This window comes from Sphingomonas sp. SDUR79 (assembly GCF_056821745.1).
In genome coordinates, this window is the sequence record NZ_JBPDIN010000001.1 from 2170458 (window position 1) to 2183740 (window position 13283).

Sequence of the window (13283 nt, forward strand, 5' to 3'; positions counted from 1 at the left end):
AGCGCTGCACGCACGTGCGGCGTAGCATCGCGGGATGCTGCGCCGCCTGTTCTTCCTGACCCTCGCCGCGGCAGCATTGCCCGGCGCGCGTCAGGCCGATCCCGCGCCGCAGGGCTGGTATGTCATCGCCGACGATGCCGGGGCAGTGCTGGGCCACGCTTCCACCACCAGCCGTGCGCTGCCCGACGGACGCGAAACGGTCGAACAGCGCGAGCTGCGGCTGGCCGATGGCGAGCGGCCGAGCACCACGCTGACCGATACGACCACGACCCGCTTCGATGCATCGGGCCGCCCGCTGCTGATCGTGACCGAGTCGCGCGACGGCCGCACAATCCGCCGCACCGAAACCCGGATCGCGGCGACCAGCGCCACCATCACCCGCCAGAGCGAAAGCGGTCGCCACGTGACCCGCGTTGCGCTGCCCCCCGGCACCCGCTTCGACAATGGCGAGGGACTGATGCGCGGCTGGATGGGCGACACGCCGCTCGCCTTCCTCAACCTCAACCCTGCCGCCGGGCTGGTCGAGCGCATGACGATCGAACGCGCGCCGACCCAGCGTCCCGGCACGCTGACGGCGTTGCGCAAACGCTATGACGGCACCGAACTGCGCGGGATCATGCGGCTCGACCTCGACGCATCCGGGCGCATCGTCGCGGCGATTCAGCCGATGTTCGGCGTCGCGGTCACCACCCGTCCCGCCGACCGGGACACCGCGCTGCGCCCGCATCCGCCCTATCGCCTGCTGCGCAATGTCATGGCCAAGTCGCCCGTGCGGATCGGCCCGGCAGCCGCACAGGGCCATATCCGCTACCGCTTCGGCTTTATCGACGGCATCGCCTTTACCCCGCCCGCAACCCGGGAGCAACGCGTGACCGCCGACGCGACCGGCATCACACTCGATATCTGCACCAGCTGCGGCCCCGGCCTGCCCAGCGATCCGGCGACCCTTGCCGATGCCCGCCGCGCCACCGCCTGGCTGCAGCATGACCATCCCCGCGTCATGGCGCTCGCCCGCCCGGTGATCCGCCGCCAGCTATCGCCCGCGCGAACGATGGAGGAACTGGCGGTCCGCGCCCGCACCGTCATGCACAAAATCGACTTTACCGGCCATCGCAGCGCCGCCGATGCGCTCGCCTCAGGCAGCGGGGACTGCACCGAAGACGCGGTCGTGCTCGCGGCACTGGGACGCGCGGCGGGCATCCCCACCCGCGTCGCCAGCGGCCTCGTCTATTCGCGCGAACGCTATCACGGCGTCAGCAACGTGTTCATGCCGCACAGCTGGACGCTCGCCTATGTCGACGGCGCCTGGCGCAGCTTCGACATGTCGCTCGACGGGTTCGACGCCACGCATATCGCGCTCACCATCGGCGATGGCGATGCACGCGCGATCGCGGCGGCGGGACAGCTTGCCAGCCTGCTCGACTGGCAATCGCTGGCGGAGGTCAGGACGCGGGCTTCACCGTGACCGGCTGCGGCGCGTCGTCATAGACCACCGGCAGTTCGGGCAGGTTCGCATCGGCCGGATCCTCGACCATCGCCACCGCCTTGGGATCCTTGACCCCGCCGACGATGATCATGTCATAATCCTCGTCCGGCACTGCTGTGTCGCCATAGACCACCGTCGGCTCCTGCGCCGCCACCGGCAACGCGATCACCGCCGCCGCCAGCGCCGCAGCAGCCAGCGCAGGCCGCACCGGGAGCGTGTAGCGCACGCACACCTCGGTCTCGCATCCTTTCAGGAACGCCACCCGCTCGCCGTCGCTCCAACCCGACAGGTCGAACACCTCACGCTTGCACATGCGACAGAAATCGCCGTCCAGGATCGCGGCCAGATCGGCCTTGTAAGGACAGGGGCTGTCGATCTTCGGGAACTTGGCCATGGCATGCTCTCCGGTCGTTTGCGCCAGCGTAACCCAATTTGCGCCGCGAGTCAGGCGCGATTTCCAGTACACTTCGACGTTTCCACGATTGTCAAAATATGACTTGCGCCCGGCACGTCGATTCGATATTTCAACAATCATGGAAATAAAGAACGACAGCGCCGCCGTAACCGCCCTGGCCGCACTGGCGCAGGAACATCGCCTCGCGCTGTTCCGCCTGCTGGTTCAGGCCGGGCCGGACGGCCTGCCCGCCGGCATGATCGCCGAAAAGCTCGGCGTCCCCGCCTCCTCGCTGTCCTTCCATCTCGCCCATCTCAACCGCGCCGGGCTGGTCAGCCAGACGCGGCAAGGGCGATCGCTGATCTACGCCGCCGACTATGCCGCAATGAACGGCCTGCTTGGCTATCTCATGGAAAATTGCTGCGGCGGCGCGGGATGCGCGGCCCCGGCCGAACAGCCCGAAAGGAAATCCGCATGAAGCGTATGCACGTCCATGTCGGCGTCACCGATCTCGATCGCTCGATCGCCTTCTATTCCACTCTGTTCGGCGCGGAGCCCAGCGTGACCAAGCCCGATTACGCCAAGTGGATGCTGGAGGATCCGCGCGTCAACTTCGCGATTTCCAGCGGCAATCACGCCGCCACGGGGATCGAACATCTCGGCATTCAGGTCGAGGATGGCGACGAGCTGGTCGAAGTCTATGGCCGCCTGCGCGCTGCCGACCGCCCGGTGCTGGAGGAAGGGGCGACCACCTGCTGTTACGCCAAGAGCGAAAAGAGCTGGATCGCCGATCCCGACGGCGTCGTGTGGGAAGCCTTTCTGACCGAGGGTGAGGCCACCGTTTACGGCGAATCCCCCGCTTTGTCCGCGCTGTCGGACAATGCCCGACCCGATGCATGCTGCGCGCCGCAGATCGCGCCGGCTCCGAAATCCGCCTGCTGCTGAGGAGCGCGCGATGTCAGAGCCGGTCGATATCGTCATTTACCACAACCCCGATTGCGGCACGTCGCGCAACGCGCTGGCGATGATCCGCAATGCCGGGATCGAGCCGCATGTGGTGGAGTATTTGAAAACCCCACCCAGCCGCGCGCTGCTGGTCGAGCTGCTCGCCCGCGCACGCGCGACGCCGCGCGACTGGCTGCGGGAGAAGGGTACGCCCTATGCCGAACTCGGCCTCGACGACGCCAGCTTGTCAGACGATGCGCTGCTCGACGCGATGCTGGCGCATCCGGTGCTGATCAACCGCCCGGTGGTCGTCTCCCCGCTCGGCGTTGCCTTGTGCCGTCCGTCCGAAGCGGTGCTCGACCTGCTCCCCACCGCACAGCGCGGCGCCTTTGCCAAGGAAGATGGCGAGCGCGTCGTCGACGCCGCCGGCAACCGACTTTCCTGACAGGACCACCATGACCGACACCTCCTCCCCGCTCGGCCTGTTCGAGCGCTGGCTTTCGCTCTGGGTCGCGCTGGCGATCCTTGCTGGCCTAGCCCTTGGCCTGATCGCGCCGGGCGTCACCACGGCGCTGGCGGGGCTGGAAGTTGCCTCGGTCAACCTCGTCGTCGCGGTGCTGGTCTGGGCGATGATCTATCCGATGATGGTCGGGGTCGATTTCGCCAGCATCCGCGATGTCGGGCGCAAGCCCAAGGGGCTGGTCATCACGCTCGTCGTCAACTGGCTGATCAAGCCCTTCACCATGGCCGCGCTCGCGATCCTGTTCTTCGACTGGATCTATGCCGACCTGATCCCGCGCGACCTGGGCCAGCAATATATCGCGGGCCTGATCCTGCTCGGTGCCGCCCCCTGCACCGCGATGGTGTTCGTCTGGTCACAAATGACCAGGGGCGACCCCGCCTATACGCTGGTGCAGGTGTCGGTGAACGACCTCGTCATGATCATCGCCTTTGCCCCGATCGTCGCGCTGCTGCTCGGTGTCACCGATATCGTCGTGCCGTGGCAGACATTGCTGCTGTCGGTCGTGCTCTATGTCGTCATCCCGCTGGTGGCCGGGGCCATCACCCGCCGCCGCGTCATCGCCAGCCATGGCGGCGATGCGGCCGCAGTCGACGCCTTCACCGCGCGGCTCAAGCCTTGGTCCATCATCGGCCTGCTCGCCACCGTCGTGCTGCTGTTCGCGTTTCAGGCGCAGACGATCGTCGCCAACCCGCTGCTGATCGCGCTGATCGCGGTGCCGATCCTGATCCAGTCCTACGCGATCTTCGCCATCGCCTATGCTGCGGCCAAGGCATGGCGCGTGCCCCACAACATCGCCGCGCCATGCGCGCTGATCGGCACGTCGAACTTCTTCGAGCTGGCGGTGGCGGTCGCGATCGGCCTGTTCGGCTTGTCGAGCGGTGCCGCGCTCGCCACCGTAGTCGGCGTGCTGGTCGAGGTTCCGGTAATGCTCAGCCTGGTCGCGTTCGCCAACCGTACGCGCGGCAGCTTTCCGACAGCCTGAACTCGGGGTCAGGCTGGCGCCGCGCGCAGCGCATCGCTAGGGAGCAGGGATGACCTCCCGCAATGCTGCCGATCGCGCGTCGCCCTGCATCCCGTGTCCTGACCACTCGGTCCAGCCGCGATGATCGATGCGGCCGGCGCAGCGCTTGCGCCGCTCCAGCCCATTTTGGGCCTGGCGTTCATCGTTGCGCTGTTCATCGCCTTTGCGACCGAACGCTTCCCCCCGGTGACGATTGCGGTGTTCGGCACCGCTGCGGCGATCGCCTTTGGCTGGCTGACCCCCGACATGATCGGGGCGTCCTTCGCCAACCCCGCACCGATCACCATCGCCGCCTTCTTCGTCCTGTCGAGCGCGCTCGTCCGCACCGGCGCGATCGAGGCGGTGGCAAGCATATTGGTCCGCCGCGCAGCCGATGCGCCGCGCCGCACCGTCGCCGAAATGTTTGTCGGCGCTGCCACGGCCCCGGCCTTCATCAACAACACGCCCGTCGTGATCGTGCTCATTCCGATCGTCAAACGGCTGGCCAAGGCGGTGCAGATCCCTGCCACGCGCCTGCTGATCCCGCTCTCCTATCTCAGCATCCTGGGCGGCACGCTGACCCTGGTCGGCACCTCGACCAACCTGCTGGTCGATGGCGTCGCGCGGGCACAGGGGCAGCCAGGGTTCGGCATTTTCGACATCACCCTGGTCGGGCTGTGCACCATGGCCGCGGGCGTCGCGACGTTGCTCATCCTCGGCCCGCGCCTGCTGCCCGCCCGCGATGATGACGACAGCGCCGACCAGCATCACTTGACCTATCTCACCGACCTGCAGCTGATCGGCGAGCTTGCCGACCGCCCGCCGATGGTCTCGGAACTTGGCTTCCTCAAGCGCGATGCGGTGCGGCTGGTCGGAGTTCGGCGCGGCAACGATCTGCTGCGCGATCCGGCACCCGACCTTGTGATATCCGGCGAGGACCGGCTGGTCGTCTCCGCCTCAGCGAACGAGCTCGACGGGCTGGCGCGACGTGCCGATGTACGGGTCGGGCTGCAGAATGTCGGCCAGCCGATTCGCCTGTCGGAGGATGTGCGCGCCGAGGATGTGCGGCTGATCGGCGTGACCATTGCCCCCTCACACCCAACGCTTGGGCGCCAGCTGCGCGAGATTCCGTTCCTGTCGAACCTGCCTGCCCGGATCCTCGGCATCGGCCGCGCACGCCATTTGCCCGGCCCGTTTCTGGGCAGCGTGCGACTGCGCGCGGCCGACAGCCTGCTCGTGGCCGCCGATGCGAATGGCGCCGCCGCACTGCGCGAAAATCCCAATCTGATCGTCGGCGATACCAGCGCGGTGCGCGCCTATCGCCGCCGCCGCGCGCCGATCGCGGTGCTGACGCTTACGGCTGTGGTGCTGCTCGCGGCGCTCGGCATCGCGCCGATCCTGACACTGGCCATTCTCGGCGTCGGGATCGTGCTGGTCACCGGCTGCATCGACCCGGAAGAGGCGTGGAATTCGATCGATGGCAGCGTGCTGGTGCTGATCCTCGCCATGCTCGGCATCGGCGCCGCGCTCGACAGCATCGGCACCGTCGGGCTGATAGTCGACACCGCCTCCCCCTGGCTCGGCACGCTATCGCCGCTGATGCTGATCCTGGTGCTGTATTTCCTGACCTCAATCCTGACCGAGGCGGTGACCAACAATGCCGTCGCCGTCATCATGACCCCGGTGGCGATCGGCCTCGCTCAGGCCACGGGCAACGATCCGACCGCACTGATCATCGCCGTCATGTTCGCCGCCTCGGCCAGCTTCGCCACGCCGATCGGCTATCAGACCAACACCATGGTCTATGCCGCCGCCGACTATCGCTTCTCGGACTTCGTGAAGATCGGCATTCCGATGAACGTGACTGTCGGCGTCGCCACCTGCATCGCGATCCACCTGCTGATCGGTTGATCAGTCCAGGTTCGGTCGCAGATACCGCTCCGCCAGCTCGACGCTCACCCCGCGCCGCGCGGCATAATCCTCCAGCTGGTCGCGCCCGACGCGCGCCACGCCGAAATACTCGGCCTGCGGATGCCCGAAGTAGAAGCCGCTGACCGCGGCGGTGGGCAGCATCGCAAAGCTCTCGGTCAGCGACACGCCGGTATTCTTGTGCGCGTCGAGCATCTCGAACAGGATCGGCTTGAGGCTATGCTCGGGGCAGGCGGGATAGCCCGGCGCCGGGCGGATGCCGCGATATTGTTCCTTGATCATCGCCTCGTTGGTCAGCTGCTCGCCCTCGGCATAACCCCACAGCGCCGTGCGCACGAAATGGTGCAGCCGCTCGGCAAACGCCTCGGCCAAGCGATCGGCGAGCGCCTTCAACAGGATGTCCGAATAATCGTCGATCGCCGCCTTGAACCGCGCGAGATGCGGCTCGATGCCGTGGATCGACACCGCGAACCCGCCGATCCAGTCGCCCTGCCGGTCGATGAAGTCGGCCAGGCACATATTCGCCCGCCCCTCACGCTTCTGGATCTGCTGGCGCAGCATCGGCAGCGTGACATGCTTTTCGTCCTCGACATGGACGATGATGTCGTCGCCCTGACGGCGGCACGGCCACAGCCCGGCCACGCCGCGCGCGGTCAGCCATTTCTCGTCGATGATCTTGTCGAGCATCTTCTGCGCATCGGCGAACAGGCTGGTCGCGCTCTCGCCGACCACCTTGTCCTCCAGAATCGCCGGGTAGTTGCCCGCCAGCTCCCACGCGCGGAAGAATGGCGTCCAGTCGATATAGTTGCGCAGATCCTTGAGATCCCAGTCGGGGAAGCTGTGGACGCCGGGCATGCGCGGACGACCCGGCTTCAGGCTCATGTCCGCATCGAACGCATTGTCGCGCGCTGCTTCGATCGGGACCAGCTCGCTCTGGCCCTTGTTCGCGCGGGCGACGCGCACCGCTTCATACTCGTCGGCGATTTTGGCGACATAATCGTCGCGGATCGTCTCGGAGACGAGCGTCGTCGCAACACCCACCGCTCGGCTCGCGTCGAGCACATGCACCACCGGCCCGTCATAGGCCGGAGCGATGCGCAGCGCGGTATGCACCTTCGACGTCGTCGCGCCGCCGATCAGCAGCGGCATGGTCATGCCGGAGCGCTTCATCTCCTCCGCCACAGTTACCATCTCGTCGAGCGAGGGGGTGATCAGGCCGGACAGGCCGATCATGTCGGCATCATTCTCATTGGCGGCGGCAAGGATCGTCGACCACGGCACCATCACGCCCAGGTCCACGACCTCGAACCCGTTGCACTGCAGGACGACGCCGACGATGTTCTTGCCGATGTCATGCACGTCGCCCTTGACGGTCGCCATGATGACCTTGCCCTTGCCCTTCGCGCCGGGCTCCTTCGCCGCCTCGATATAGGGGAGGAGGTGCGCGACCGCCTTCTTCATCACGCGCGCGCTCTTCACCACCTGTGGCAGGAACATCTTGCCGCTGCCGAACAGGTCGCCGACGACGTTCATCCCGTCCATCAACGGGCCTTCGATCACGTCGATCGGCTTGGCGGCCTTCTGGCGGCATTCCTCGGTATCCTCGACCACATATTGGTCGATGCCCTTGACCAGCGCATGCTCCAGCCGCTTCTCGACCGCCCAGCCGCGCCATTCCGCCGCCTGCTTCTCCGCCACCACATCGGTGCCGCGAAATTTCTCCGCCAGCGCGACCAGCCGGTCGCCCGCCTCGGGATCGCGGTTGAGGATAACATCCTCGCACGCGGCGCGCAGTTCCGGCTCGATCTGGTCGTAAATGTCGAGCTGCCCGGCATTGACGATCGCCATGTCCAGCCCTGCGGGGATCGCGTGATACAGGAACACGCTGTGCATCGCGCGGCGCACCGGCTCGTTGCCGCGGAAGCTGAACGACAGGTTCGACAGACCGCCCGAGAAATGGACATGCGGGCAGCGCGCCTTGATCTCCTTCACCGCCTCGATGAAGTCCACGCCGTAATTGTTGTGCTCCTCGATTCCCGTGGCGACCGCGAACACATTGGCGTCGAAGATGATGTCCTCGGGCGGGAAGCCGATGGCCATCAGTTCCTTGTAGGCCCGCTCGCAAATCTCGACCTTGCGCGCCTGGGTATCGGCCTGCCCGACCTCGTCGAACGCCATCACCACGACCGCCGCGCCATAGGCCATGCACTTGCGCGCATGCTCCAGGAATTGCGGAATGCCCTCCTTCATGCTGATCGAATTGACGATCGGCTTGCCGCTGACGCACTTCAGCCCCGCCTCGATCACGTCCCATTTGGAGCTGTCGATCATCACCGGCACGCGCGCGATATCCGGTTCTGCGGCGATCAGCTTGAGGAACGTCGTCATCGCCTCATGCGCGTCGAGCAGACCTTCGTCCATGTTGACGTCGATCACCTGCGCGCCATTCTCGACCTGCTGCCGCGCGACCTCGACCGCGGCGGTATAGTCGCCGGCCATGATCAGCTTCTTGAACTTGGCCGATCCGGTGACGTTGGTGCGCTCGCCGATATTGACGAAGGCGGTGGAGGTGGTGGCAGTCGCGGTCATTGGTTCTTCTTCTTCCCCCCTCCCGCTTGCGGGAGGGGTCGGGGGAGGGCGTGTCAGTCTCGGGCGGCGCAGAGGAGGACAGGCCCTCCCCTAGCCCCTCCCGCAAGCGGGAGGGGAATTACGCCGCCATCACAAATGGCTCCAGCCCGGCCAGCTGCGTCCGCACCGGCGGCGTCGGGATCGCGCGCGGGGGCAAGTCCTTCACCGCATCGGCAATCGCCTTGATATGCGCCGGGGTCGATCCGCAGCAGCCGCCCAGGATGTTGACCTGCGCCTGATCGGCCCATTCCTTGACCAGCCCTGCGGTCGTGTGCGGTGCCTCGTCATAAGCACCCAGCTCGTTGGGCAGGCCGGCATTGGGATAGACCATGATCAGCGTGTCACAGAGCTTGGAGAGCGTCGCGACGTGCGGGCGCAGCTGCTCCGCGCCGAACGAGCAATTCAGCCCGATCGTCACCGGCTTGGCATGGCGGATCGCCGCCCAGAACGCCTCGACCGTGTGGCCCGACAGGTTGCGGCCCGACAGGTCGGTCAGCGTCATCGACATCATGATCGGCAGGTCGCGGCCCAGATCGTTCGCTGCCTCGATGCACGCCATCACGCCGGCCTTGGCGTTCAGCGTATCGAACACCGTCTCGATCAGGATGAAGTCGACCCCACCCTCGACCAGCGCGTCGATCTGCTCGCGATACACGTCCTTCAGCGTATCGAAATCGATCTCGCGATAGCCCGGATCATTGACGTCGGGCGACAGCGACAGCGTCTTGTTGGTCGGGCCGAGCGCCCCGGCGACGAAGCGCGGCCGCCCATCCTTCGCCTCGAACTCGTCCGCGATCTGACGCGCCAGCTTCGCGCTTTCGACATTGATTTCGCGCACCAGATGCTCGGCACCATAATCGGCCTGGCTGATCCGGTTGGCGGAGAAGGTGTTGGTCTCGGCAATATCCGCCCCCGCCTCGAAATAGGCGCGGTGGATGCTCGCCGGCACATCCGGACGGGTCAGCGCGAGGATGTCGTTGTTGCCCTTCTGGTCGTGCCCCAGATTGAGGTCGCCAGCATAATCCGCCTCGGACAGCTTCCAGTTCTGAATCTCGGTCCCGAACGCCCCGTCGGTGATCAGGATGCGCTTGGCAGCTTCCGCCAGCAGTTTTTCGCGTGGTGTCATGTCTTTTCTCTCTCCCCTCCCGCTTGCGGGAGGGGCCGGGGGAGGGCCTGTTCAATCACGGGAAGGTCTGGCCTCCGACAGGCCCTCCCCTAACCCCTCCCGCAAGCGGGAGGGGAACTTTAAGCCGCCACGCTCGCCGCCGCACCACGCGGGCGCACGCCCAGCATGTGACAGATCGCGTAGCTCAGCTCTGCCCGGTTGAGCGTGTAGAAGTGAAACTGCCGCACGCCGCCGGCATAGAGGTTGCGGCACAATTCCGCCGCCAGCGTCGCGGAAACGAGCTGACGCGCAGCCGGGTGGTCGTCCAGCCCGTCAAACAACCGCTCCATCCAGCCCGGCACCGCCGTACCGCACATCGCCGACATCTTCTGGACCGCGGCAAAGCTCATCACCGGCATAATCCCCGGCACGATCTCCGCATTGATCCCCGCCGCCGCCGCCGCGTCGCGGAAGCGCAGGAAGGTATCGGCCTCGAAAAAGAACTGCGTGATCGCGCGGTTCGCACCTGCATCAATCTTGCGCTTGAGGTTATCCAGGTCATGCGCCGCATCGGGAGAATCCGGGTGGCATTCGGGATAGGCCGCAACCGAAATCTCGAACGGGTGCAGCTTGCGCAAGCCAGCGACCAGATCGGCGGCATTCTCATAGCCGCCCGGATGCGTCGCGTACTTCTCTCCCGCACGCGGCGGATCGCCGCGCAGCGCGACGATATGGCGGACGCCCGCCGCCCAATATTCCTCGGCCACCGCGTCGATCTCGGCCTTGGTCGCATCGACACAGGTCAGGTGCGCGGCGACCGCGATCGGCGTCTCGCGCGCAATGCGGGCGACGGTGTTGTGCGTCCGCTCACGCGTCGTCCCGCCCGCGCCATAGGTCACCGACACGAAGCGCGGATCGAACGGGCTCAGCGTCTCGACCGACTCCCACAGCGTCTTTTCCATCGCCTCGGTCTTGGGCGGAAAGAATTCGAAGCTGACGTCGATGTCGCCTGCAACGTCCGCGAACAGCGGCGGAGAGGACGGGTCGCGATCGATACTCATGCTGCCTTCACCTCATTCACTGGCAGTTGTTCACCCGGCTGTCCCGCCTTGCGGCCCAGCCATAATTTTACGGTCAGCGCGCCGCCTTCCAGCGTCTGGGTCTGGACCGGCGCCAGCCCCGCCTTGGCGAACCAGCCGAGCATCTGCTCGTCCGAAAAGCCCAGGCGCACATGGCCTTCGCGCGTCCGCAATTCCTCACGATCATGCGGCGCGAAATCGACAATCAGCAGGCGCCCGCCGCCGTTCAGCACCCGCGCCGCTTCGCCGATCGCGGCCCCCGGCTGCTGCGCGAAGTGCAGCACATGGTGCAGGATCGCGGCATCCGCCTCGCCATCGCTCATCGGCAGCGCATAAAGGTCCGCCTGGCGCAGCTCGGCATTGGCGACGCCCTGTTCCGATAGTTTCGCCCGTGCCAGCCGCAGCATTTCCGACGAGCGGTCGATCCCCAGCGCGCTGTCGGCATGCGGCGCGAACAGCTCGAGCATCCGCCCGGTGCCAGTGCCGATATCGATCAGCCGCGCGATCCGCGCCTCGCCCAAGGCCGCGACCATCGCCGCCTCGACCTGCTCCTCCGCCACATGTAGCGACCGGATCGCATCCCACTCGCCGGCATGCGCCTCGAACCATTCTGCCGCCGCCGCCGCACGATCAGCGCGCACCGCTGCCAGCCGCGCGCTGTCGGCAATTGCCCAATGATCCTCACCCTCGCTGCGCCAGGCGTCGAGCGCGGCGAAGATCGGCCCGGTGCGCTTGGTGTCGCCCAGCGCGACGAACACCCAGCTCCCCTCCTTGCGCCGCTCGGCCAGCCCCGCATCGCACAGGATTTTCACGTGACGCGACACGCGCGGCTGGCTCTGCCCCAGCACCTGCGCCAGCTCGCCCACCGACAGCTCCATCAGCCGCAGCAGCGCAAGAATGCGCAACCGCGTCTGGTCCGCGAGCGCGCGGAAGGATTCGAGAGCCGTGTTCATAGGTATGTAGATATAAAGATATCTTTATATCAGGTCAATGCGGGATGGCCGCGCGCACGCCTTAATCCTCCCCCGCCAGGGGGAGGTGGCATCGCGAAGCGATGACGGAGGGGGAGGATTGCGATCTGCAAGAGGCTCAGGGACACAGCCGCCCTCCCCCTCCGTCGCCTTCAGCGACACCTCCCCCTAGCGGGGGAGGATTAGAAACTATGCCGCCCGCGCTTCCTCGATAATCGGCACCAAAGCCGCCAGAAACTGCGCCGCGCTCGCCTCCCAGGTGAAGCCGCGCCCATAGGCCGCGCAATCCGCACGGTCGCGGGTCAGCGCCTCAGCGATCGCCGCATCCAGATCCTCGGCCATTGCCCCGGTTTCCGGCGTCAGGATATCGACCGGCCCCGTCACCGGATAGGCCGCGACCGGCGTGCCGCATGCCAGTGCCTCGATCATCACCAGCCCGAACGTGTCGGTCTTGCTCGGGAACACGAACACATTAGCCGCGCGATAGGCCTGCGCCAGTTCGGCGCCGAACATCGATCCCATGAACCTCGCGTCGGGATATTTCGCCTGCAACGCGGCGCGCGCCGGACCATCGCCGACCACGACCTTGGTCCCCGGATGCGACGACGCGAGGAAGGCTTCCAGGTTCTTCTCGATCGCCACGCGCCCGACATAGAGCTGCACCGGTCCGGGAAGTTCGGCCATCGCCGGATGTGGCGTCACGCCGGGATGGAAATTGGCCAGGTCTACGCCTCGCCCCCAATGCTGCACTCGGGTCAGCCCATGATCGACCAACGCCTGCCGGATCGATGCGGTGGAGGCGAGGATCGACTGCGCGGGCGCATGGAACCAGCGAATATAGCGCCACACCCACTCCGCCGGCACACCCGACCGCGCCTCGACATAATCCGGGAATTGCGTGTGATAGGCGGTGGTGAACGGGAAATCATGCCGCAGGCACCAGCGCCGCGCCGCGACGCAGACCGGCCCCTCGGTCGCCAGATGCACCGCATGCGGCGAAAATTCGTCGAGCAGATCGCCGATCGTCCGGCTACGCACCATCGCGAGGCGAATCTCGGGATAGGTCGGGCACGGCACCGAATAGAACAGGTCAGGGGAGATCACCTTGACCTTATGCCCCTGCCCCTCGAGCACGCGCCGCACCGACTGGAGCGTGCGCACGACACCGTTCACCTGAGGCTCCCAGGCGTCGGTTACGATTGCGATCCGCATCTCCGTTTCGC

The 13283-nt window shown here is 66.4% G+C and carries 12 protein-coding genes; 6 read left to right on the forward strand and 6 right to left on the reverse strand.

What is annotated here, in order from left to right; genetic code table 11:
- Positions 1-34 precede the first annotated feature (34 nt).
- Complete coding sequence (locus ACRYLO_RS10790) at positions 35-1465, forward strand: transglutaminase-like domain-containing protein (RefSeq protein WP_482660153.1); 1431 nt, start codon at positions 35-37, stop codon at positions 1463-1465.
- Here the strand turns inward: ACRYLO_RS10790 and ACRYLO_RS10795 are convergent.
- Positions 1443-1880: a hypothetical protein gene (locus ACRYLO_RS10795; RefSeq protein WP_482660154.1), complete on the reverse strand. Its 438-nt coding sequence runs from the start codon at positions 1878-1880 to the stop codon at positions 1443-1445. The two genes, ACRYLO_RS10790 and ACRYLO_RS10795, sit on opposite strands and share 23 nt — an antisense overlap.
- Positions 1881-2019: 139 nt before the next feature.
- On the opposite strand from ACRYLO_RS10795, the gene ACRYLO_RS10800 reads away from it, so the two are divergent.
- The 5 genes from ACRYLO_RS10800 (at position 2020) to ACRYLO_RS10820 (ending at position 6259) form a co-directional block, all read left to right on the forward strand.
- Positions 2020-2358: an ArsR/SmtB family transcription factor gene (locus ACRYLO_RS10800; RefSeq protein WP_482660155.1), complete on the forward strand. Its 339-nt coding sequence runs from the start codon at positions 2020-2022 to the stop codon at positions 2356-2358.
- Positions 2355-2825: an ArsI/CadI family heavy metal resistance metalloenzyme gene (locus tag ACRYLO_RS10805; protein ID WP_482660156.1), complete on the forward strand. Its 471-nt coding sequence runs from the start codon at positions 2355-2357 to the stop codon at positions 2823-2825. Before ACRYLO_RS10800 ends, ACRYLO_RS10805 begins: the two co-directional genes overlap by 4 nt.
- A 10-nt stretch (positions 2826-2835) precedes the next feature.
- On the forward strand, positions 2836-3270 hold the full coding sequence (gene arsC / locus ACRYLO_RS10810; protein WP_482660157.1) for an arsenate reductase (glutaredoxin): 435 nt from the start codon (positions 2836-2838) through the stop codon (positions 3268-3270).
- Between the two features lie 10 nt (positions 3271-3280).
- Positions 3281-4330 carry an ACR3 family arsenite efflux transporter gene (arsB, locus tag ACRYLO_RS10815; RefSeq protein ID WP_482660158.1) on the forward strand — a complete coding sequence of 350 codons (1050 nt, stop codon included), beginning with the start codon at positions 3281-3283 and terminating at the stop codon, positions 4328-4330.
- Positions 4331-4450: 120 nt separating this feature from the next.
- Entirely contained in the window at positions 4451-6259 is a 1809-nt protein-coding gene (locus ACRYLO_RS10820) for an SLC13 family permease (protein ID WP_482660159.1), read from the forward strand.
- Here the strand turns inward: ACRYLO_RS10820 and metH are convergent, their stop codons facing one another.
- From metH to ACRYLO_RS10845, 5 genes are all read right to left on the reverse strand, one after another.
- Positions 6260-8866, reverse strand: a complete 2607-nt coding sequence (metH, locus tag ACRYLO_RS10825) for a methionine synthase (protein ID WP_482660160.1) — start codon at positions 8864-8866, stop codon at positions 6260-6262.
- Positions 8867-8984: 118 nt separating this feature from the next.
- Positions 8985-10031, reverse strand: coding sequence for a homocysteine S-methyltransferase family protein (locus ACRYLO_RS10830; protein ID WP_482660161.1), 1047 nt, complete (start codon positions 10029-10031; stop codon positions 8985-8987).
- Positions 10032-10150: 119 nt separating this feature from the next.
- Positions 10151-11071 (reverse strand): methylenetetrahydrofolate reductase, encoded by a 921-nt coding sequence (gene metF, locus ACRYLO_RS10835; protein ID WP_482660162.1) that lies wholly within the window; start codon positions 11069-11071, stop codon positions 10151-10153.
- Complete coding sequence (locus tag ACRYLO_RS10840; RefSeq protein ID WP_482660163.1) at positions 11068-12042, reverse strand: ArsR/SmtB family transcription factor; 975 nt, start codon at positions 12040-12042, stop codon at positions 11068-11070. Before ACRYLO_RS10840 ends, metF begins: the two co-directional genes overlap by 4 nt.
- Positions 12043-12249: 207 nt before the next feature.
- Positions 12250-13272: a glycosyltransferase family 4 protein gene (locus ACRYLO_RS10845; RefSeq protein WP_482661726.1), complete on the reverse strand. Its 1023-nt coding sequence runs from the start codon at positions 13270-13272 to the stop codon at positions 12250-12252.
- Between the last annotated feature and the right edge of the window lie 11 nt (positions 13273-13283).

Excerpts from the sequence above, each read along its gene's own strand:
- ACRYLO_RS10830 (WP_482660161.1), bottom strand. The coding sequence starts at position 10,031 with ATGACACCACGCGAAAAACTGCTGGCGGAAGCTGCCAAGCGCATCCTG.
- ACRYLO_RS10800 (WP_482660155.1), top strand. The coding sequence starts at position 2,020 with ATGGAAATAAAGAACGACAGCGCCGCCGTAACCGCCCTGGCCGCACTG.
- arsC (WP_482660157.1), top strand. The coding sequence starts at position 2,836 with ATGTCAGAGCCGGTCGATATCGTCATTTACCACAACCCCGATTGCGGC.
- arsB (WP_482660158.1), top strand. The coding sequence starts at position 3,281 with ATGACCGACACCTCCTCCCCGCTCGGCCTGTTCGAGCGCTGGCTTTCG.
- ACRYLO_RS10845 (WP_482661726.1), bottom strand. The coding sequence starts at position 13,272 with ATGCGGATCGCAATCGTAACCGACGCCTGGGAGCCTCAGGTGAACGGT.
- ACRYLO_RS10820 (WP_482660159.1), top strand. The coding sequence starts at position 4,451 with ATGATCGATGCGGCCGGCGCAGCGCTTGCGCCGCTCCAGCCCATTTTG.
- ACRYLO_RS10795 (WP_482660154.1), bottom strand. The coding sequence starts at position 1,880 with ATGGCCAAGTTCCCGAAGATCGACAGCCCCTGTCCTTACAAGGCCGAT.
- metH (WP_482660160.1), bottom strand. The coding sequence starts at position 8,866 with ATGACCGCGACTGCCACCACCTCCACCGCCTTCGTCAATATCGGCGAG.
- ACRYLO_RS10790 (WP_482660153.1), top strand. The coding sequence starts at position 35 with ATGCTGCGCCGCCTGTTCTTCCTGACCCTCGCCGCGGCAGCATTGCCC.
- metF (WP_482660162.1), bottom strand. The coding sequence starts at position 11,071 with ATGAGTATCGATCGCGACCCGTCCTCTCCGCCGCTGTTCGCGGACGTT.
- ACRYLO_RS10805 (WP_482660156.1), top strand. The coding sequence starts at position 2,355 with ATGAAGCGTATGCACGTCCATGTCGGCGTCACCGATCTCGATCGCTCG.
- ACRYLO_RS10840 (WP_482660163.1), bottom strand. The coding sequence starts at position 12,042 with ATGAACACGGCTCTCGAATCCTTCCGCGCGCTCGCGGACCAGACGCGG.